Source organism: Lysinibacillus sp. NPDC097231, from assembly GCF_044761885.1.
Taxonomy (GTDB): domain Bacteria; phylum Bacillota; class Bacilli; order Bacillales_A; family Planococcaceae; genus Lysinibacillus.
This window is the reverse complement of record NZ_JBIWDH010000021.1, coordinates 52,114-73,691: the sequence shown is the minus strand read 5'-3', so window position 1 is coordinate 73,691 and position 21,578 is coordinate 52,114. Positions and strand designations below refer to the sequence as shown.

Sequence of the window (21,578 nt, the reverse complement as noted above, 5' to 3'; positions counted from 1 at the left end):
AGAGAATTTATAAGTTTGACGTTTACAGTTGGATGTAAGTTCCAAATATAAAAGAGATTGACTTAAACTAACCTGCTTCGTTTATCAATCTTTGAGAAACAGCCTATCGATAAAATTCTTTAATTTATCGCCTAACTTTTTAAATATATCGCTATTCAGCTACGAAAAGCAGGGATGGGGACAGAGTAAAAGAATTGGAAACATTCCTCTATGCAGGCTGAAAAAAGCTTTCTTTAAAAAAACGAGATTTTAACACACTTTTGCCGCTAACACATCGTTTTCACGCAGAAAGGGGGCGTCTCAAAAGTCATTTGAGACACCCCCTTTGTACTATTCATTTGGATAAGTTTTTTGTAAAAAAGCAACAGATTGTTGGATGAGCGACTTTAGTACGTTCACATCTACATCAGCAAGTTTATTAATATAAACACAGGCCTTCCCTGTTGTATGTTTGCCAAATTGCTGTAATAACTGCTCTCGCTCGCTATCACCTGGGGCAAAATATAAGCTGATTTTTGCTTTGCGGGGGGAAAATCCAACGAGAGGTGCATCGCCTTCATGCCCCGTATTATATTTATAATGATATTTGCCAAAGCCAATAATACTTGGTCCCCACATTTTTGCTTCAAAGCCTGTGACTTCAGCAAAAATATCCAATAATCGGTAAGCATCCTCACGCTTTTTAGGATGTTCGACGTTTTCAATAAATTCAAGTACGCTCTCGTCCGTTTCTTTCGTTTTTAATTCATACATGTCTTTACCTCCCCCTCTTTATAATAGTTAAATACTTAATAAACAGCTTACTATATTTTACTCTACTTGCTCTAGCAAAAGCTTGTGCTGGAGGTTACTATAAATGCCTTGTTTTTGCATGAGCTGCTGGTGATTGCCCTGCTCGACGATTTCCCCTTGCTGAATAACGAGAATTTGGTCGGCATTTTCGATTGTTTTTAAGCGATGTGCGATGACAAAGCTTGTGCGTCCCTGCATTAAATGCTGTAGGCCTTTTTGAATATCGACCTCTGTTTGCGTATCCACACTGGACGTGGCTTCATCTAAAATTAAAATATCTGCATTCTCTAAAATAGCACGTGCAATGGCTAGTAACTGGCGTTGGCCTTGACTGAGGTTTGCCCCACCTGCCTGAACGGGTGTATCATACTGTGCAGGTAAATATTTAATAAAATTATGCGCATTCGCGATTTTTGCTGCTTGCACTACCTCTGCATCCGTGGCATCCAGCTTACCAAATCGAATGTTTTCACGAATAGTCCCTGAGAATAAATACGTATCCTGCAACACAACCCCGACTCTTTGACGGATTGTGGCCATTTTGTAATCTTCGATATTATATCCATCAATCAAAATTTCACCTGCATCTACGTCATAAAAACGAGTGAGCAAATTGATAATGGTTGTTTTCCCTGAACCTGTTGGCCCTACAAGTGCAATGGTGTCACCAGCCTTGGCATGGAAGCTAATATTTTTCAGTACCGGCTTCTCTGGCAAATAGCTGAAGGACACCTGTTGAAATGCCACATCCCCTTTTAGACTTGGACAATCAATGGCATGTTCCTTATCGGCCACTTCTGATGATTCATCTAAAATCTCAAAGACACGCTCTGCCCCTGCAATTGCCGATTGGAAGGTATTCAATAGATTCGATAACTGATTGAGCGGACGGAAAAACTGTCGTGTATAGGTCACAAATGCGGCGATGACCCCAACAGAAACGATCCCTTTGACCGATAAAAGCGCCCCAGTACCAATGACAACGGCTAAACCTAAGTTGTTCATAAAGTTATTAATCGGCCCTAATAAGCCTGAAGTAATTTCTGCGCGTTGTGCCGAGTTGCGGAGATCTTCGTTTTGTCGATGGAACGTCTCAATCGTTTGCTGTTCCTTACCAAAAAGTGTGATAACCTCCGCTCCCGTTATCATTTCCTCGATATAACCATTAAGCTTTCCTAAATCACGTTGACGTGCCGCATAGTTTTTACTACTACGTTTCACAATTTGCTTAGTCGAGAAAACAATTAACGGAATAATGATGAGCGTCACGATTGCCAACTGCCAGCTAAGAGAGAACATGGCAATACTCACGCCAATGACCGTTAAAACGGACGACACAATTTGTGTCACACTTTGTGCAAGTGCTGTATTTAAATTATCAATATCATTGGTCACTCGGCTCATTAAATCACCAAGCGCTCGCTGATCGTAAAATTTCAGTGTGAGCGTTTGAAGCTTTTTAAATAATGCTAGACGTAATGTACGAATGGTTTTCATCGCTACATGAATCATGACATACGTTTGTAGCCATGTGAAAATAGATGCTACAGTATAAATCACCGCTAGGACAATGCCAAGACGAATTGTACCAGCAATGTCCTTCTTCATAATGTACTCATCCACAATATGCCCGATCATATATGGCCCTGCTAAGCTTAAAAATGTAGCAGCAATAACAAAAAATATGGAGAGATATAGCCCTACTTTTTGTTGCTTGACATATTGCCATACTCTCGATATGGTTGCTTTTTGATTTTTCGCCTTTTCGGCTGGCCCTGCCATACGTGGCCCACGACCGAAATTCATTTGCTTTGGTTGATTTTGACTCATTGTTGTTCACCAGCCTTTTGCTGTGAAGCATATATTGCTTGATAGGGCTCATTATCCTGTAATAATTGTTGATGTGTACCTTGACCAACAATTTCGCCGTCCTCTACTACTAGAATAAGATCTGCTTGTTGAATAGAGGCAATTTTAGACGCTACCATAAATATTGTTGTGTGTTTATATTGCTCTTGAATGGCTTGCTGAACATGTTTTTCAGAGGCACTATCCAACGCAGAAGTTGTATCATCGAGCACTAAAATAGCTGGCTGCCTAACGAGTGCACGACTTAACGCTAGTCGTTGTTTTTGACCACCAGAGAGATTCGTTGCCCCTTGAGAAAGCTCATGTGCTAAGCCTTTGTCAAGTCGCTCCACAAATTCAGAGGCACATGCCGCATCAAGTGCTTGTTGTATTTCCTCTGCCGTTGCTTCTTCCTGACCAATGCGGATATTTTTTTCAATGGCACCTGAGAATAGTAGTGCTTTTTGGGAGGTAAAGCCAATATGTTTCCGTAACGTTGATAATGCATAATCTTTTAATGGCTTACCATCCAAGCGTATTTCACCACTCGTTGGATCAAACAAGCGAGGTAAGAGCTTAACGAGCGTTGATTTTCCGCTACCTGTTTTACCGATGAGTCCTACCGTTTGCCCTGGCTTTACGGAAAATGTAATATTTTTTAGCACATCCTCTGCTGTTTCGTAAAAACGATAGCTCACATTTTGGAAGTCGATCGCTCCTTGAATAGGTATCGTAAGCGCATTTTCTGCTTCCTTAACGGCTACTTCTTTGTTTAAGACGTCCACGATGCGCTCTGCTGATGGAACCGCTCGTGCAATTTGCATTAGCACCATGCTCGAGGACATCAAACCATTTAAAATGATCGTTAAATAGTTGATAAAAGCGAGAATCACGCCAACCTTCAATGTACCTGCCTCGACTTTAATTGCACCAAGCCAAAGTGCAGCCACAATCCCGAGATTGACAACGAACATCGTAAACGGCACAAGCACACCAATAATTTGCTCTGCTGTAATAAAGCGTTTGGTAAGGGCATCATTCAGTTCACCGAATTGCTCAATCTGTTGCGTTTCACGACGGAACGCCTTAACAACACGAATCCCTGCTAAATTTTCTTGAAGCTTCGTATTAACACCATCAATCGCCTCTTGAACCCTACGATACAAAACACCTGAATACTTCGTGAAAAAGTACATCGCAATTATTAAGATCGGCACGATAATCAGCAATATGGAAAATAGTTCACGTGCCGTTACAAAAACAATAACGACTGCGCCAATAAATAAAAGAGGCCCACGCACAAAAATACGCAGTGTCATCATAAACGCACGCTGAACACTTTCCACATCACTCGTTAAAATTGTAATAAGCTTCCCTGTCGTAAAAGCGTCACGTTCCTTTGCCGAATACGTCATCATTTTTTCATAAAGTGCCAGACGAACATCTGATGCAAAATGAATCGCTGCCTTCGAGCTATAATACGAGCAACCAATCCCACCAACAAGCCCAAATACAGCACTCATCAGCATCCACACGAACATTTTCAACACATATGGATTGTCGCCATTGGCAATACCCGTATCAATCATATGCTGCATGATTGTGGGTTGAAGCAAATCCATTGTGACTTCAAGCACCATAAGTAGCGGCGCAATCAAGGTAAAAAATTTGTAAGGCCCTAAATACTGCCCTAACTGTTTAACTGCCTTCATTCTTTCGTCTCCGTTCCTTCTAAATCACATTCGCTCTATATTATAACTGAAAATCATTCTCAAGTGGCAATTAATTTTTCGTGTCTCGTAATATTTGAGACACTACTGATAAGTTATGTAGGTGTCGGTAAACATAGCAGTTGTACTTTTTTAGCGGAGGAATTTTCTTTTGGTTGGGGCAGTTCTTTGATGCACCTGAGCGATTTTCTTGCTTACCTGAGCAGTTCTACACTGACCTGAGCGATTTTCTTCCTTACCTGAGCAGTTCTACACTGAACCTGAGCGATTTTTTTACTTACCTGAGCAGTTCTACACTTCTCTTGAGCGATTTTCTTCCTTACCCGAGCAGTTCTACACTTCTCCTGAGCGATTTTCTCTATGACCTAACAGTATTATTGTTGTCACCATAAAAAAAGACTGTAGCATACCCGATATTTTTCGAGTTTGTCTACAGTCTGAACACCTCAATGTATTGCGGTGTTCATGTAAATTACAAATCATCAAAGCCGTTATCTTCTACATTTACCTTTACATATTGACGCGAACGTTGCTCGAAGAAATCTGTTTTTCCTAAGTCAACATCCTCATACGCCTTAATCCACTTCAATGGATTTTTGCGATAGCCCTCAAATGGACGTTCCACGCCAAGCTGATTACAGCGAACATTGGCGTAGAAGTGAACATAATCATGTACATCTTCCACATCGAGGCCATCAACTTTATCGCCAATCACTTCATTTGCCCAATCAATTTCTAGCTGAACGGCTTCACGGAAGATGTCCTGTACTCGTGCTGCTCGTTCAGGTGTATCGTATTCAGGATATTCCTCTAATAGCTCCTGATAAATTTTCACGAATAAATCAACATGTAGTTGTTCATCACGGTTAATATAATTAATCATTGTCGACGTTGCGACCATTTTTTGATTGCGTGCTAAATGATAGAAGAATGCGAAGCCAGAATAGAAGAATAAGCCTTCCAAAATCACATCATAAACAATCGCTTCTAGCATATTTTCAACAGTTGGCTCTTCCGAAAAGGCACGATAGCCCTTAATCACGAAATCATTACGTCGCTCTAACACGGGCTCTGTACGCCAAAAGTCAAATGTACGATCTTGTTCGTCCTTGTTCACAATACTTGATAGCACATAGGAATAAGAGTGATTATGGATAACCTCCTGCTGCGCTAAAATAATCATTAAGGCATTTAGGCTTGAATCTGTTAAATAATCTGCTACTTTCCCCGCAAAATCAGTCTGCACACTATCTAATAATGCCAGTAAGCCAATGATTTTTAAGAAGGATTCTTGCTCGTCAACTGATAGCCCTGGAAACTGCTTGACATCGTTGCTCATATTAATTTCAAATGGTGTCCAGAAGTTACCTAGCATTTTTTTGTACTTTGGATAGGCCCAGCTAAAACGCACATCATCCCAGTTTAAAATGTTAGAAGAGCGTCCGTTCACAATCCCTGTTGAACGGTTTGGTGCATCTTTATCCATAATTTGTCGTTTTGTAATTGTCGTCATTGTTAGTTCCTCCTAGCTTGCGCAAGACTCACATTCTAGCAATTCTACAGATGTTGAGCGTACATAATAAGTCGTTTTTACACCACTCGCCCAGGCATTCATATGCAGTGCTAGTAAATCCTTCGCCTTGATCGTATTTTGCACATATAAATTAAGCGAAATGCCTTGGTCGATATGTCGCGCACGTGCTGCATTTTGCTTGATTGTCCAATTTTGATCGATGAAATAAGCAGATTTATAGTACCAAGTCGTCACTGGCGATAAATCTGGCACAGTTACTGGAATTTTGTAATCCTTCTTCTCCTCTGAATAACTTTTTTGGAAGATTGGATCGATCGTTGCCGTACTGCCCGCTAAAATGGACGTCGATGAGTTAGGGGCAACAGCCATAACATAGCCATTACGCATGCCGTTTTTCGCCACTTCCTCACGTAACAGCTGCCATTTATCACTGTCATAGCCACGTTTGTCAAAATAGGTACCCGTATGCCAATCTGAGCCTTCGAATAACGGATATGCCCCTTTTTCACGTGCTAATGCGTTAGAAGCACGAATCGTGAAGTAGGCGATCTCCTCATACAGCCTGTCCGCAAATTCTACCGCTTCATCCGACTCCCATTGAATTTCTTTCAGCGCTAATAGATGATGCCAGCCAAATGTGCCAAGTCCAATGCCGCGGTAACGCAAATTCGTGCGTTCTGCCTGCTTCACTGGAATTGTATTTAAGGCAATAACGTTATCTAACATGCGTACTTGAATTGGGATTAAACGTTCTAGGACACCAGCCGGTACAGCTCTGCCTAAATTGATTGAAGATAGGTTACATACAACGAAATCTCCTGGCTTGCGACGTGTCACGATAACATCGTCTTCTAGAGTAATTGATTCGAATTCTGTCGGTGACATATTTTGAAAGACCTCTGTACACAGGTTCGAGCTGTAAATCATCCCTTCATGCTTATTCGGGTTCATGCGATTTACTTCATCACGATAGAACATAAACGGTACGCCAGTTTCTAGCTGGGAGCGCATAATACGCTTCATAATATCGATAGCTGGTACGACTTCACGACTTAATAATGGATTGGCAAGGCATTCTGCATACTTTGCACGGAAGGAACCGTCACCTTTTGTCTCATCGTAGAAATCCTCTAATGAGAAGCCCATCACCTCTCGTACTTCATGTGGGTCAAATAAATGCCAGTCTCCACGTGCCTCCACAGCCTCCATAAATAAATCAGGTAAGCAAAGCCCTGTGAAAATATCGTGGGCACGCAGACGCTCATCCCCATTGTTTAAGCGTAAATCTAAAAACGTAAAGACATCCTTATGCCAAACATCTAGATATACGGCAATAGCTCCTTGTCTTTGTCCTAGTTGATCTACTGACACGGCTGTATTATTCAGCTGTTTAATCCAAGGTAAGACACCACTCGATGCACCTTTAAAGCCTTTAATGGAAGAGCCTCGGCTACGGATTTTGCCCATATACACGCCAATGCCACCTCCGTATTTCGATAAGGTTGCCACATCGGTATTTGTGTCATAGATGCTTTGTAAACTATCATCGACTGTATCGATAAAGCAGCTAGAAAGCTGACCATGTGTTTTCCCTGCATTCGATAGGGTCGGGGTTGCTACCGTCATAAATAAATTGCTCATTGCCCAATAAGATTCTCGTACTTTTTCCAAACGATTTTCTGTTTCATCCTGCATAAGTGTCATCGCAATGACCATCCAACGTTCCTGGGGTAGCTCCACTGGTGTTTTCGTGTAATCACGGACAACATAGCGATCCATTAATGTTTTTAAGCCAATATACGTAAACAATTCATCTCGACTTTGTTCTAAAAAAGAAGCGAGTTCCTGAAGCTCCTGCTCACTATATTTGGTTGTTAGGCTTTCATGATATAAACCAGCCTCTGTATAACGTGCTAATTGTGCTGGGAAAACCTTATAAACATCCTTTACGGCAACACCTCGGCGCATGGCAAACTGATCATATAATTTTTCTAAATAGATTTTCGCTGCCACAAATGTCCAGTACGGCTCCTCTTCATCAATTAGGCTAAGCGTTTGTAAAATCATCGCATCGGCCCATGCTTCAAATGTGGCATTTTCGTTTTTTCGTAGCCATCGATCCGATAACCTTACAAAACTTTCAAGTTCATCCTCCGTGTAACTTTTCTTTAGCTTAGTCATTTGCTGTTCGATTTGAATTGTCATGTAACATTCTCTCCCTTTCTTTCTTCAGACAACACACAAAAAAGCGATCATGCAACATGTATCGGTTGCGTGATCGCTGTAAAATCGGAAATGGAAATGAAGGACATGCACACAAAGAAGTGAGCAAATCTCTCGCCTCCACTTCTCAATCCCCGAAGAATGTGTTGCTGTCTTGAACAACCTGGCAGGTCTCCTGGCTCATGCCTCCTCCAAATGATTGCCTTCCCGTCCGAAAACAGTGGCCTTCTTTAATCATTTGTCAGCACTTACAGTTGCGGGGACAGCTTCGGCTTAAGATGACTCTTTCTCCGAATTCCCTTTTAAACCACATTGGTACCTTTTGTCCAAAATACTATATATTGTGTTTTAACTCCTAAACAAATCTAACATATTGTGTTTATTGTTGCAATAGGCGTTTTGCCCCTTGCAATTTTTAAAGCGTTACTTTTTCTCGAAGCAAGCCCTATTACCATGCAGTTTTACGTAGTTTCTCAAAATTTCTAGGAAAATTTTTTTGTGCCAGCCGCTCTTTTTCTGGATGTATTCCGAGTAAAACGACTGCACATGGCCCTGCCGTTTTTTTCACATCTAACGAGCTTTCGACCCGTTGCTCGCCAAAAAGTCGGGTAAATTCTCCTTGCAGCCCCTTTGAGCCAACTGGCCATACTTGCTGAACGATTTCCCCTTGCCATGCCTGATAAATAGGCTGAAGCTGTGCAACATCCTCAGGCTGTGCAAGGATTTCATTGCCTACAAGTGGCAATCCATATGTATACCAAATAAGGTGTTCAGGCTCATAGTGTGTACGGATTTGCGGCTCACCAAGCATTGTAATCGATAAAGCAGATTGTAAGGTTGGCATATTGGTTTCCGTACTTCCATCTATCTGCGGGCATTTAAGATTAGCCTCATCAAAAACCTGCCGAATCCCTGCCACATAACGAGACCATGCCGCCTCTCCAGAAAAATTAGCTAGTAAAATATGCGATGGTAAAGCATTTGCAGCAAGCTGCTCTAAAAATGTAACACGTGCTGTGAAGTAAGCTGTGAGTTTATCTGGAGCTGACACTACATCTTGTGGCTTTTCTCCAATTGCTGCAGCATTATCTGTAGTAGCAATGAGCTCGCCTATTTTTACAGCATTTCTCAATGTACTCGCCCGTCCTTACGTACAAACACTTTAGAGAGAATCGGCATCACAATGGCAACAATGACTAAATTAATAAGTGTTGCCAATGGCAGACTAGTCAGTGATGCCCAGTAAAATGCCGGACTAATGATAAAATAAAATGGTAATGGTGCTACCACGCCATTTAAAAAAAGTGCGACAGGCCATTTCCAGAAATGCATGCCTTTGTTATGCATCACCCCAAAGACCCAAACTACTATAAACATTTCCGTTGCAATAATCAAATGCAGTGGTCCCAGTGGGAAGCCAGTAGTTAGTGCTGTAATAAAATGCCCAATGACACCTGCAACTCCCGCTAATAATGGTGATAAAAATACAACACTTAAAAATGCAGGAGCAGAGTCCAGCGCAGCAGTCGAAATAAATGTTGGAATTTTAATCACAGCCCCAACAGCACAAATGGCCGCTACCATAGCAGTGAGCGTCAATTTCCTTAATCTTTGTCGATCCATTCCATTTCCTCTTTTCTGATTTTATTTAATGTGTTCCCCAATACCGTACCAAATGCGCACGACACTTTCAGCTTCTGCAAATAAAGCCTGGTACAATCGCCCGCAAGTATCACGTAATAATCGTGCCTGTTTTTCTATCGGCACAACGCCTCGTCCCATATCGGTCACAATAATATACAGTGTACAATTTTCTTCAAGAGCCTTTAGTGTCGTCAAAATAGTTTTGACAAGTGCTTCATCATTGTCTAGGTTTTGTGTCACAAGCCACTTCTCTATGTTTTTAATCACTAGTACATCACATTCAGGAGTCTCATTAGGAATATAGCCATCTGCTAGCTCAACCTTTTGATCAGCAAGCAATGTCATCACATAATCGGTTTTTCCATTATAGGCTCCTCCAATAAAGACATGCATCTTGTTCCCTCCTCCCAAGCCATTCTCGAAAACGTTAAGGTAAACATTTTATCATGTGGTACATTGTACGACCAAAATGGTTGTTCCGTCGGTGCAAAGGCCACAAGCAGTGCTCGAATAACGCCACCATGAACAACAAGATGATAGTCATCTCGATCCTTTGGTAATGCACCAAACCCTTCTATCACACGCTGACAAAATGCATTAAAGCCTTCCCCTTCTGGCGGTGGTGTGAGTATGGGATCATCTAACCAGGCACAATAACGACGATCAGATTTTAATTCCTCATACGTTTTCCCTTCAAATTCTCCAAAATTGGACTCTCGGAATCTACCATCTGACACGTAAATAGCGTTCGGAAAATAATGGGCAGCCGTTTCTTTACAGCGCACTAAATCACTACCATACACCTTTGTCACAGCTTTATCTACAACTCTAAGCAAAGATGTATCCGCTAACGGTGAATCGGTCCAGCCAATATAACGCTTTTCCAAATTCTCCTTTGTCGGTGCATGCCTCATTAAGCGCACAATAACAATGTCACCCACAATACTACCTCCATCCCTTCAATTGATGCACCGAGTAAATCCCCCGAAACCCCACCAAAGTTGCGCACTGTAAATTGTCGAAAGACGACAAGTGCAACCGCTAATACAGCCATCAACACTAGTGGGACAATTGACAAGCCTATGACAAACAATAAGCCCGTATACGCAACAAGCAATGTTATAACCATAAAGCATATAAGGTATCCAGGCTTAATATGTGATTTAAAAAAGTAAGCGAGTCCTTTTTCTTTTGAGCACTTCAGCGCCATAAAATAAAAGCTCATGCCTACCCTTGTTAATAATGGCACAAAAATAAGCATCCACAATGCTAACTTATGCTGCACGAATAGTTCATGCAGTATCACAAATTTACCGAGCACTAAAAATAGCACCGAGAGCACACCAAATGCGCCAACCCGTGGATCATCTAAAATTTCAAGCCGCTTCTCCCGGTCTCGATACGAAAAATAAGCATCCCCCATATCAATAAAACCGTCTAAATGTAAGCCTCCAGTGAATAAAGCGAACAGTCCGACAATAACAAAGGACAGTAATACCTCACTGCTCGCTGTCCATTCCGTTAAGCTATAGATTACTGTCGCCACCACGGTGCCCATTAATGCCCCTATCCATGGCAAGAAGCCAAACATCCCTGTAACGGTTCCTTTCGATAAAGGAAGTTCTTTATGTACCGGCAAAACTGTAAAAAATTGAAATGCAAGTAATACGCTATGCCAGAAATTTTTCATCGTCTTGCCTTCCTTCTTGTAAGTTCGTTTATTTCCATTTCTTTACGATACCATAATTGATTTCATACGCCTCATCTGCTACAGAAACAAACCATTGATGTAATGTTCCGAGCATTTGTCGGTATAATTCCACTTCCTCGCTTGGATATGGAGGCTCATCAAATAATTCGTTCGAGACGACAAAAAACGTCACCCTTTTCTCAAGTAACGTCCCTATCGCTTTTTTTAAGACACGCAGCTTCTCCTCTAAACAGCCCGGTTGGTTTACACACGGAGATCCTGTATCAAACCCCTCATAAAAAGCATTTGTCAGCCATGTAGTGACACAATCCCATAGCACGACATCTCCATCGGTCAGTTTATGCAACGTATCGGCGATGTCATAAGGTGCTTCTATCGTAAGCCATTCTATATTTTGCGCTTGTCTGTCTGCCTGATGTCGCCCTATTCGTTGCTTCATTTCATGATCCAACGCTATCCCTGAAGCAATATAAATTAGTCGTTGTGCTGGCATAAAATCTGTTTGATAGTGAGTAACAGCCGCTTTTTCAGCAAAGTGAGATTTACCACTGCGTACTCCACCTGTAATGAAAATCAGTGGCAATGATGACGCCTCCTATTGTAAATGGTGAATGTTCCCGATTTCTTTGACATGCCATTGTTGCTCGACTCGTTCGATAATCGTTACGCTTGTACCATCGATAAATGGAGGTGCCCAAATCTGTGCTATGCTTTGCCCTAAAATAGCGTTTAAGATACATTTAATCGTGACAGAATGGGAAACAATTAGGACATTGTCATCGTGATATTGTTGTGCAATTTTCTTTAACGTAAACATCGCTCGTTCAGTCACCGCACCAAAGCTTTCTGTATGGGTAGCGACGTATTGTGCAGGGTAATTCTTATATATCTCATAGTCAAAGCGATTTGTAGCCATGATGTCCTCGACTGTTTTTCCTTGCCACTCCCCTAAAAAAATCTCCCGTAAATCATCCTCATAGTGGATTGGAAGCTGTCGATCACCTACAAGAATATGCATCGTTTCCTTAGCACGACCACTCGAACTGCAAAATGCTGCCGCAAAAGAAAAATCCTTTAAATGTTCTCGCAGTTTTTCTGCCTGTAAAATACCTTCTTCAGACAATGGAGAATCCAACCAACCCTGCATTCGATGTTCTTTATTCCACATTGTTTTGCCATGTCTCACTAGATAAAAAGTTGTCACTTTTCTCACCCCTAAATTTATTTAAACCAAGCCTGTAAACAGGTATGCAAATAGGTCATGGCCGCAATATCTTTAATTCCTATACGGAACCATTCGCCATCCAATCCCTTGAAGTTTTTCGTATGACGCAGTACAACGCCCTTCGTTAAACAATATGTAAAAAATGCATCTGCTTGCTGATTCTTTGGTAATGCAAAGCATACATAATTGGTGACACTATTCGTCACCTGGCAACCATTTTCTTGTAAAAAGTTTTGTAAAGATTTGCGCTGCTTTGTTGCATAGGCAATGGCTTGCTGACAATAAGTATATTCATCTAAGCAGCCTGCTCCTATGACAAGTGCAAAGGCATTCAAATTCCAATGAGCAAGCATGGCCTTTAGCTCGGCAACTACTACTGAACTCGCGACTAAATAGCCAAGGCGCAATCCTGGAATCGCATACATTTTTGTCATCGAACGAACGACAATCAGATGAGGATTTTTGGTCACATGTTGAATCAATGAATAGGCTTCATCAACCCAATCAATAAAAGCTTCGTCCATCACAAGCTCACAATTAACGTTCGTACCATGAGCGATTAATTGCTGAAGCTCCTCTTTTTTTGGCAGCACACCTGTTGGATTATTCGGTGTGCAAATATATAAAGCATCTGCGTTCGCCATTTCGCATTTTAGACGCTCCATCGGCAAAGTGTATCGGACAACATCCTCTACAATAACAGGCACAATTTCAGCACCGGCCGCTCCTAATGTTCGTTCATATTCTGAAAAAGTTGGATGTACGACTATCACCCTCTTATTGGCATAGCGTCTAGCAAGAACATTAAAAAGCTCGGATGCACCGTTACCTAGTAATATAGAATCTTTCTGAACATCATGAAAAGCTGCTACCTTTGTTAAAAAAGGCTCGCCGTCCGGATCTGGATAACGTTGAATGAGCGGATAATATGTCCGCCAACGTGCCTCAACGAATGTAGGTGGTCCTGCCGCATTGACATTCTCACTGAAATCATACACCTCTTCTGGCATAGCAAGCCCTAACTGATGATAAACATTTTGCGGATTTGCTCCGTGATTAGGTAATTGCAAAGATTAACACCTCCACTGCTAACATAACAAGCGTGAAGAGCAACGTAGCAATGCGCATATGAATAACTGACGTTGCAATATGCTCTTTTGTTAATGGAACTAATTTTTCTCCCATTATCGCTCGATAAGAAACGACACCTTGATATGTATTTTTTCCACCAAGCTGTACACCTAATTGTACAGCAGTAGCTGCCTCTAAATAACCACTATTCGGACTTGGATGCTTTTTCGCATCCTGTGCCCAACGCTTTAAACGTTTACCAAGCGATACTTTTGTTTCATTTTTCGTCCCTAGCACGATTAGTAAGCCCGTTAATCGACTAGGAATAAAATTCAATACATCGTCCAGCTTTGCTGCAAACATACCAAAGTCTTTATATTTTTCGTTTTTATAGCCAATCATTGAATCTAGCGTATTGACTGCCTTATAGCCCCATAAACCGATTGCCCCAAATAAAAATGCGTAAAATAATGGAGCTGTTACACCATCACTCGTATTTTCTGACACCGTTTCCACCACTCCACGAACAATCTCATCCTCGTCAAGCTTGTCCGTATCGCGTCCAACAATCCAAGATAGCTTGACACGAGCTTCAGCAAAATCCCCTTTGACAAGCGGTTCATAAACTGCCATCGCCGCTTCCTTCAAGCTACGCTGCGCTAGTCCAATTCCTATTAGTAGTCCTTCTACCAGTATGCCAAATAGTGTGCTAACCTGATAGCTCAGTAGCATTATGGCCGTCACCACAAACATAGTTGTGCCCACTATAGAGAGCGCCATCACTGCACCACGGAACCTTCTCATTTTCCCTTTATTCCATATTTCCGTTTGCGATTGAATGAGCTGTCCAATCCAGCGTACTGGATGGGGCATTTTGGGAGGATCACCCACCACTAAATCAAAAACGAGCCCAATGATACAGGCAATCGTCAGTGCTATCATAACGGATTCTCCTCTTTATCTTTTTTATATTTTTGTATGGCCTCACGCATCGTTTCGTAAACACCATGGCCAATGACCTTCCCTAGCATCGTAATAGGTCCTGCATATTGATGGTAATCGCCTTCCTCTGTTGAGGCAATCAACAAACTATCTGTTGAAGTACCTGTGGCTTGTGTGCCCGTTGTTGAATCTGTAATGCCTTCGTCCATGAGTGCCTTGACCTTTGCCTCTGTTGTTGAGATCATTGCCTGAAACAAAGCTTCATCCGACATTTTCCCATTGATAAGTACCCACATATTGATGGTACCAGCATGATACTGCTCCTGACGATGAAAGGCATTTGTGATATCTACGGCATTGCCGAGCCCAGCTGTAATCATAATGACAAGATGAATTCCTTCGTATGTAAACTCACGAATGGTTGCAAATTTGGCATAGACAGCTGTCATCATCGCTACCGTATCGTCAATTGGAAAATCCTCTGACTGTAAAAATCGTTGTAATTCTAAATGCGGTTTTCGTTCATCATACTCCTTGGGCACTGCCCGATTCATCAGGTGCGTATAATAGCCAAAGCCAGGATTGTGCATAGCTGAAGATACAACCTTCATCGGTGAATCTGTTCGGACGGCAACATAATGTTCGAAAATGTGAATATCTTCCTTGCGTAGTGCCAGCATTATCTCGCCTCCTATTCGATAGTATTCGTCAACATCCATACTAAAAATAAAAAAACAAATTCTTACAAAGAAGAATTTGTACTGTCCATTCTTAAATTAATGATACCTCTAATTTGAACCTTCTGAATTTTCTGCACAGCATAACAACTTCATAATAATCTAATTATTTATTTTCTTTGAAATTGTATCACAAGTTTGCGTTTTATAACAATTTAATTTCGTGATATTGCCTTATTGCTTTTGTTTTAAATATTTAAAACGAACAATGGAGCCAGCAATGATAAACACCCAGCCAATACCGATATAGACAATTTTCATTGTTTTTGTCGAGGACGGTAAAATATCCATTATTGTTAAACAAACAAAAAGTATTCCAATCACTGATAGAATCATACCTAATGACAATTTTTTCAAAACAAAGCCCTCCAATCTATGTACGCCCTCGATTTTACCGTATTCCACTTAAAAAGAAAACACTAATCCTTACATGGACTAGTGTTTATTTCCTTATGCTTGCACACGTGCAAAAAATTCTCCATAAAGCGCTTGTAAAATTTGGTTTTCATATTCCTGTAGTACACCGAATACTAGACTAACTTCAGATGAACCTTGATTAATCATCTCTATATTGGCGCCCGTTTTTGAAATCGCCGTTGCTGCACGTGCCGCTAGACCTGTGTTATTTCGCATACCTTCGCCTACAATAACAATCATAGAGAAGCCATGACGCATTTGTACATCATCCGCTTGTAATTCATTTTTCACGCGAGTAAGAATACGCTCTTCATTTTCCATATTTAGTTGATTGGAACGCATAATCACGGAAATATCGTCTAAACCAGACGGTGTGTGTTCATAAGAAATATTTTCGTCTTCTAAAATTTGTAGAAGCTTACGTCCGAAGCCTACTTCACGATTCATCAAATATTTAGACACATATAAAGTTGAAAAGCCACTGTCTGCCGAGATACCTGTAACCGGACGACCTGTTGCAGAACGTCTTGGTACGATACGAGTACCTGGGGCTGATGGATTATTTGTATTTTTTATGTTAACGGGCACCCCAATCTTGTAGACAGGCATTAGCGCTTCATCATGGAACACTGAAAAGCCTGCATAGGATAATTCTCGCATTTCGCGATACGTAATTTCTTTAATTTCCACTGGATCATTCACGACTTTCGGATTCGCGGAGAACACACAATCCACATCCGTAAAGTTTTCATAAAGCTCCGCTTCAACAGCTGCTGCTAAAATGGAACCTGTAATATCAGAGCCACCGCGGTCAAATGTACGCAATATGCCCGCTTTAGTGTAACCGAAGAAACCTGGGAACACAATAATTTCTTTTGTATTTTTTAGAGGTGCTAAATTGGCGTACGCCTCTGGTAATGCAAAGGTACGTTCAGGTAAATCATTGACCACTAAACCATCTCTCGGACTTACGTAGCGTGCTGGCATACCGATCGAATTAAAATAAGCTGCGATAAGCTTCGCGTTATTATCCTCTCCTGCTGCTTTAATGCTATCGACAAATAATTCCTCATTCGATTTATCACCTTGTACACGTTCACGTAAATCTTCAGCAATAACGTCACAAATTGTACGATCCAACTGCAAGCCATCCGCAATTGCCATAAAGCGATTAACAACTTTTTGTACTCTCTCTTCGATATCTTCATTATTTAATGCTGCCGTTGCTAACTTAATTAATAAATCCGTTACTTTTATATCGTCACCAGAGCGTTTCCCCGGTGCTGAAACGGCTACGATTTTACGTGCCGGATTAGATTTTACAATGTTTGCTACTTTTTGAATTTGTTCTGCACTTGCTACAGATGTTCCACCAAATTTACATACGATCATATCTATCAAATCCTAACTTTTTAAATTAATTGTATTCCTCCACAAAACATTTGAATGTACACAGTGTACAAATTATCGTTCCCTACGTCAATACAATTTAAAAAATTCACGCAATTAACCGAAAGAAAATGGACAATTTTCGTACTGTTTGATTTATTATACGGATTTCATATGAAATAGTTAAGGTTTTTGCAAATTTTTTTCGCGAAATCACCATAATCGTACAAATCTTCGTCTAAACTAGCTTATATTGACTTCATTTTCTAAATATAGCCATCAATATGGCATGAAAAAACGAGCCAACTCTGCTCCGTCCTTTTTACAAAATATTTTGCAGTAAACTTTGCCTTTTATGGTTCCCATTTTGTATCAATCATAATGCCTTTCTTCTATATAATTGAAGAAAACGCTTACCTCATTATGTTATGCAGAAAAAATAGTGATGTTTGTGCTATTTTAAAACGATGTCAAGGGATTTAATTTTTAGATATTTCACCTGCTTTGCTAGGGTATTTTCCTGGAGCGCGAGGGATTCGCTTCTCCTTCGCGGGGTTCACTGCCCCGCGCAGGTATCCGCTTCTCTTCCGCGGGGATTCTCTGCTTTTCGCGGGTATTCGCCTCTCTTCCGCGGGTATTGCTCTGCCTTTCGCGGGTATTCGCTCCTCTTCCGCAGGTATTTCTCTGCTTTTCACGGGTATTCTCCCTGGTCATGTGAATATCTCTTTCTTCGCGGGATTCACTGCCTTGCGCAGGTATCCGCTTCTCTTCCGCGGGTATTTCACTCCCTTTCGCGGGTATTCGCTCCTCTTTCGCGGGTATTTCCCTGCTTTTCGCGGGTATTCTCCCTGGTCATGTGAATATCTCTTTCTTCGCAGAGAATTCCTGCACGTATTGGATTCGCTTCTCTTCCACGGGTCAGCGGGGATTTTGCTAGGCAGCGAGAGATTTGCTCCCCTCCGCTTGGTTTTTCTATGTAAACAACAAAAAAACTAGGGGTCACAACCTGTGAATCCTAGTTTTTTCTTGTCTCAAGCATTATTGTTATGCATTTAGCCATTTCCTTTACATGAACGATAATATATCGCATCAGCTTAATCACTTTCTCCATAGTGACGTCCCTTGCCTCTTCACTTCATATAGGTATTCAGTACTTTTTCGATATCGGCATTAAGCTTGTTGATATCGACTGTCGTTACTTTGTTATTTTCAAGCTTATATTTGCGTTTTAGCTGAATAATTCTTCGGACACTGTCATTAATTCTGTCCTCTGTTAGTTCACCATGCTGTACTGCTGCCTTCAATGCCTCTACTGCGGATTGTACATTGTTGAAATCATGGGCGATCAAAATGATATCATTTCCTGCTTTCACAGAATCAACAGCTGCTTGCCCGATATCAAAATGATTGGTGATGGCCTTCATGGTCATATCATCGGTCATGACAACGCCGTCGAATGCGAGATTGTTTCTTAAAATTCCCGTAATGATTGCCTTTGACATTGATGCAGGATATTGTTGATCAATCTTTGGCAATAAAATATGGGCCACCATGACTACATCCGCACCTTCTTCAATAGCTCCTTTAAATGGAATGATTTCTAGCTTATTTAAATCGTCCAAACTTTTCGTCACCTTTGGTAATTCTAAATGTGAATCCACCGATGTGTCACCATGCCCTGGAAAATGTTTTACCACAGGAATAACTTGCTGGGACTCCAGCCCTTTCATGGTCTGAATACCTAATTTACTGACTATATCGGGATTATTTGCAAACGAGCGATCCCCGATAATGGGGTTATTCGGATTACTGTTCACATCCAGTACAGGTGCAAAATCAAGGTTGAAACCAAAGACCTTTAATTCTTCTCCTAGTAATCGACCCACTTCAAACGAAAACTGTGACTTGTTGATGTCCCCAATTTTTTTGTTCGTTGGGAAATTTTTTATAGGTCCTGGCAGTCTTACTACTTTCCCACCCTCCTGATCGGTTCCGATGAAAAGTGGAAGCTTATTATTCGCATTTTCAGCCATTAAGTCGTTGATGAATGTTATCGTTTGCTGCGGTGTTTCGAGATTCTTGGCGTAAAAAATGAATCCTCCAACCTTAAAATCATGGAGCAAATCTTGCGTCTCTTGTTGAAGTGTTGTACCTGAAACACCTGCAAACAACATTTGGCCAATTTTCTCATCCAAAGTCATCTGCTCGATCATCTCTGTCACTTGTTGATCTAGTTCGGTATATACCGAAATGTGATGAACAACGGGGTTCGACTGATCGTCAGTTGGTTTCGGCAAAATCCACTTGAGCTGGTACATAGCATTTACTTGGTAGACAAGAATGATTTGATTTGTCATTTTATCCTGATAATAGCGGACTTCATCAGGTTCTCCCATGAGTTTTTTAATATCTTGTAAATGAATGTGTTGTAATTCAGCTTTAAAAGAACGGATATCAGTTGCTAGCGTATCCTGAAAGCCAATCGTCACATGATGGTTCTTATAATCTTCGTAATGTCCGGTAGTAGTAGCAGCCGTTTGCTGAGGTTTCCCCCATTGTTGATGAATCGTTTGTCTGTTTGCCTTCCCTGCTACAAACGATATATCTGGCACTTTCCCTTCTTGGGCCAAGTTTACAATATCCTGAATGAACAGCTCAAGATTTTCTGGTTCTACATCGTCTTCCTCATGAGCTGGGGCTGACGCTGAAATTTTATTTATGTGTGTGTCCGGCCTCATTTTCATGCCGATAAAACCGAGCAGACCCATTAAAATCAGCGCGAAAATCAGGAGAAAGCTACGTCTTTTTTTATGCATGATAAAAACCTCCTTACCTAACATTTTATCGCAAACTCCACTTTTTCAGAAAGCTTTTAGAAATGAAAAAAAGGCATTTCCCTTATTACAGGAAAGCACCCAAATTAAATCAACTTTGAACGTTGTCTTAAGGTTCAACTCTAAAAAGAAATCCCTGAACGGAACTAATGTACTACCATAACTGGATAAAATCGAGGTAGCCGACTCCCCCCTAATTATTCTAATTTCACATGATTCACAATCGCCCTTGCAACCAATCGACTAATAACAGGAGATAACATGATGTAGAATACTTCATGAAAACCAACAATGGCAGCTATATTTAGGCATTTTCCTTATTCCTTATCCCATTCTAAATGTTCCCCTTCCTTCACATTGATATTGATATAGGGTGGCTTGATAGAGATACCTATGATACGATTACAAACTAAGTAGCTTTATTTGTGTTTTCTTTAGTAAAATCAAGTGAACAACTATACATAAAGGATGATAATCAATTGAGTAACGAACAAAACAAAAGAAAATTTATATACACATATGTACATCATGTTGACGAATACGATCTATGTAGAATGGAGATGCGTTCATTTTTTAGTCTTGATTCTCAAGCAAACTATATAATAAGCAATACTAAAATTGATCCTAGCCGTAGTCCTTTTATACAAGACAGACTTGAAGTGCTATATGAAGAAAACAACTTAGACAACATCAAGTCATTAGTGAAGAATCTAAAAATAGATGAAACTTATAAAGTGGTTTGTTTAAATAATATGGATATAGGTGCAACGACGAAAATTCATCAGCCAGAGCGGCGATTGATAGAACGTGAGATTGGATTATGCATTGAGGGAGAACCCGACCTTGATCATCCTGAAATTGTTTTTGGTCTTATTTTTATAGACGGAAAATGGTATTTTGGAAAACATATGAAGAGTGTATCCTTTTGGCGTAAACATTTACACAAACCACACATGTATTCAACGGCACTTAGTACTAGGGTAGCTCGTGCTGTTGCAAATATCGCGGTTCCTCAGCCTCAAAATATTCGTGCAATCGACCCTTGTTGTGGTATTGGGACAGTAATAATTGAAGCCCTTTCTATGGGAATTAATATGGAAGGACGAGATATAAATTACCATGTTTGCAAAGGTTCCCGAGAAAATATCGCTTATTTTGGATTAACAGGCAAAATTACATTAGGTCCAATCTCAGAAGTAAAGGAACATTACGATGTTGCCATAATTGATTTACCCTATAACTTATTTACACATTCATCAGCTGAAGAGCAATTTGATATTCTAAAACATGCTCGCCGGATTGCCGATAAGGTTGTTGTCGTTACAATTGAAACAATTGATGACATGATAGAAGATGCAGGTTTTGTTATATCAGATCGATGCATCGCTAAAAAGCAAACGTTTTTACGTCAAATTCTATTATGTGAATAATACACGTGCTTTCTATCATTAGCTAGTTTGGAGGGATACATGAACGGCCAT

19 protein-coding genes and 1 riboswitch are annotated in these 21,578 nt (G+C 40.7%); of the genes, 1 reads left to right on the top strand and 18 read right to left on the bottom strand.

The features are described from left to right. Nucleotides 1–330: 330 nt before the first annotated feature. From ACIQXF_RS13850 to nagZ, 18 genes are all read right to left on the bottom strand, one after another. Nucleotides 331–753, bottom strand: a complete 423-nt coding sequence (locus tag ACIQXF_RS13850) for a DUF1801 domain-containing protein (protein WP_402783703.1) — start codon at nucleotides 751–753, stop codon at nucleotides 331–333. A 57-nt stretch (nucleotides 754–810) separates the two neighbouring features. After that, the gene (locus ACIQXF_RS13845; RefSeq protein WP_402783702.1) at nucleotides 811–2,622 is read right to left on the bottom strand and encodes an ABC transporter ATP-binding protein; all 1,812 of its coding nucleotides are present in this window, start codon (nucleotides 2,620–2,622) and stop codon (nucleotides 811–813) included. Then, nucleotides 2,619–4,352: an ABC transporter ATP-binding protein gene (locus ACIQXF_RS13840; RefSeq protein WP_402783701.1), complete on the bottom strand. Its 1,734-nt coding sequence runs from the start codon at nucleotides 4,350–4,352 to the stop codon at nucleotides 2,619–2,621. Before ACIQXF_RS13840 ends, ACIQXF_RS13845 begins: the two co-directional genes overlap by 4 nt. A gap of 490 nt (nucleotides 4,353–4,842) precedes the next feature. Continuing rightward, nucleotides 4,843–5,883, bottom strand: a complete 1,041-nt coding sequence (locus ACIQXF_RS13835; RefSeq protein WP_402783700.1) for a ribonucleotide-diphosphate reductase subunit beta — start codon at nucleotides 5,881–5,883, stop codon at nucleotides 4,843–4,845. A 12-nt stretch (nucleotides 5,884–5,895) separates the two neighbouring features. Then, nucleotides 5,896–8,109, bottom strand: a complete 2,214-nt coding sequence (locus ACIQXF_RS13830; RefSeq protein WP_402783699.1) for a ribonucleoside-diphosphate reductase subunit alpha — start codon at nucleotides 8,107–8,109, stop codon at nucleotides 5,896–5,898. Between the two features lie 165 nt (nucleotides 8,110–8,274). Further along, nucleotides 8,275–8,465, bottom strand: a riboswitch (cobalamin riboswitch). Nucleotides 8,466–8,575: 110 nt separating this feature from the next. Then, nucleotides 8,576–9,259, bottom strand: coding sequence for a hypothetical protein (locus tag ACIQXF_RS13825; RefSeq protein ID WP_402783698.1), 684 nt, complete (start codon nucleotides 9,257–9,259; stop codon nucleotides 8,576–8,578). Continuing rightward, entirely contained in the window at nucleotides 9,256–9,750 is a 495-nt protein-coding gene (locus ACIQXF_RS13820; RefSeq protein WP_402783697.1) for an ECF transporter S component, read from the bottom strand. Before ACIQXF_RS13820 ends, ACIQXF_RS13825 begins: the two co-directional genes overlap by 4 nt. Before the next feature lie 21 nt (nucleotides 9,751–9,771). Beyond that, nucleotides 9,772–10,164, bottom strand: coding sequence for a bifunctional adenosylcobinamide kinase/adenosylcobinamide-phosphate guanylyltransferase (locus tag ACIQXF_RS13815; RefSeq protein ID WP_402783696.1), 393 nt, complete (start codon nucleotides 10,162–10,164; stop codon nucleotides 9,772–9,774). Continuing rightward, entirely contained in the window at nucleotides 10,116–10,712 is a 597-nt protein-coding gene (locus tag ACIQXF_RS13810) for a histidine phosphatase family protein (RefSeq protein ID WP_402783695.1), read from the bottom strand. The genes ACIQXF_RS13815 and ACIQXF_RS13810 overlap by 49 nt, the downstream gene beginning before the upstream one ends. Then, the gene (gene cobS, locus ACIQXF_RS13805) at nucleotides 10,685–11,461 is read right to left on the bottom strand and encodes an adenosylcobinamide-GDP ribazoletransferase (protein WP_402783694.1); all 777 of its coding nucleotides are present in this window, start codon (nucleotides 11,459–11,461) and stop codon (nucleotides 10,685–10,687) included. Before cobS ends, ACIQXF_RS13810 begins: the two co-directional genes overlap by 28 nt. Before the next feature lie 28 nt (nucleotides 11,462–11,489). Further along, nucleotides 11,490–12,065, bottom strand: coding sequence for a bifunctional adenosylcobinamide kinase/adenosylcobinamide-phosphate guanylyltransferase (locus ACIQXF_RS13800; protein WP_402783693.1), 576 nt, complete (start codon nucleotides 12,063–12,065; stop codon nucleotides 11,490–11,492). Nucleotides 12,066–12,077: 12 nt separating this feature from the next. After that, complete coding sequence (locus ACIQXF_RS13795) at nucleotides 12,078–12,686, bottom strand: histidine phosphatase family protein (protein WP_402783692.1); 609 nt, start codon at nucleotides 12,684–12,686, stop codon at nucleotides 12,078–12,080. A gap of 17 nt (nucleotides 12,687–12,703) precedes the next feature. Further along, nucleotides 12,704–13,777 (bottom strand): pyridoxal phosphate-dependent aminotransferase, encoded by a 1,074-nt coding sequence (locus tag ACIQXF_RS13790; RefSeq protein ID WP_402783691.1) that lies wholly within the window; start codon nucleotides 13,775–13,777, stop codon nucleotides 12,704–12,706. After that, the gene (gene cbiB, locus ACIQXF_RS13785) at nucleotides 13,764–14,720 is read right to left on the bottom strand and encodes an adenosylcobinamide-phosphate synthase CbiB (RefSeq protein WP_402783690.1); all 957 of its coding nucleotides are present in this window, start codon (nucleotides 14,718–14,720) and stop codon (nucleotides 13,764–13,766) included. Before cbiB ends, ACIQXF_RS13790 begins: the two co-directional genes overlap by 14 nt. Next, nucleotides 14,717–15,400 (bottom strand): adenosylcobinamide amidohydrolase, encoded by a 684-nt coding sequence (locus ACIQXF_RS13780; RefSeq protein ID WP_402783689.1) that lies wholly within the window; start codon nucleotides 15,398–15,400, stop codon nucleotides 14,717–14,719. The genes cbiB and ACIQXF_RS13780 overlap by 4 nt, the downstream gene beginning before the upstream one ends. Before the next feature lie 231 nt (nucleotides 15,401–15,631). Further along, nucleotides 15,632–15,814: a hypothetical protein gene (locus ACIQXF_RS13775; protein WP_402783688.1), complete on the bottom strand. Its 183-nt coding sequence runs from the start codon at nucleotides 15,812–15,814 to the stop codon at nucleotides 15,632–15,634. Between the two features lie 93 nt (nucleotides 15,815–15,907). Beyond that, nucleotides 15,908–17,266: an aspartate kinase gene (locus tag ACIQXF_RS13770; RefSeq protein ID WP_402783687.1), complete on the bottom strand. Its 1,359-nt coding sequence runs from the start codon at nucleotides 17,264–17,266 to the stop codon at nucleotides 15,908–15,910. A gap of 1,127 nt (nucleotides 17,267–18,393) precedes the next feature. Next, nucleotides 18,394–20,079, bottom strand: coding sequence for a beta-N-acetylhexosaminidase (nagZ, locus tag ACIQXF_RS13765; protein WP_402783686.1), 1,686 nt, complete (start codon nucleotides 20,077–20,079; stop codon nucleotides 18,394–18,396). Nucleotides 20,080–20,576: 497 nt separating this feature from the next. On the opposite strand from nagZ, the gene ACIQXF_RS13760 reads away from it, so the two are divergent. Then, a complete protein-coding gene (locus ACIQXF_RS13760; RefSeq protein ID WP_402783685.1) occupies nucleotides 20,577–21,527 on the top strand; it encodes a TRM11 family SAM-dependent methyltransferase in 951 nt (316 codons plus the stop codon). Nucleotides 21,528–21,578: the final 51 nt, after the last annotated feature.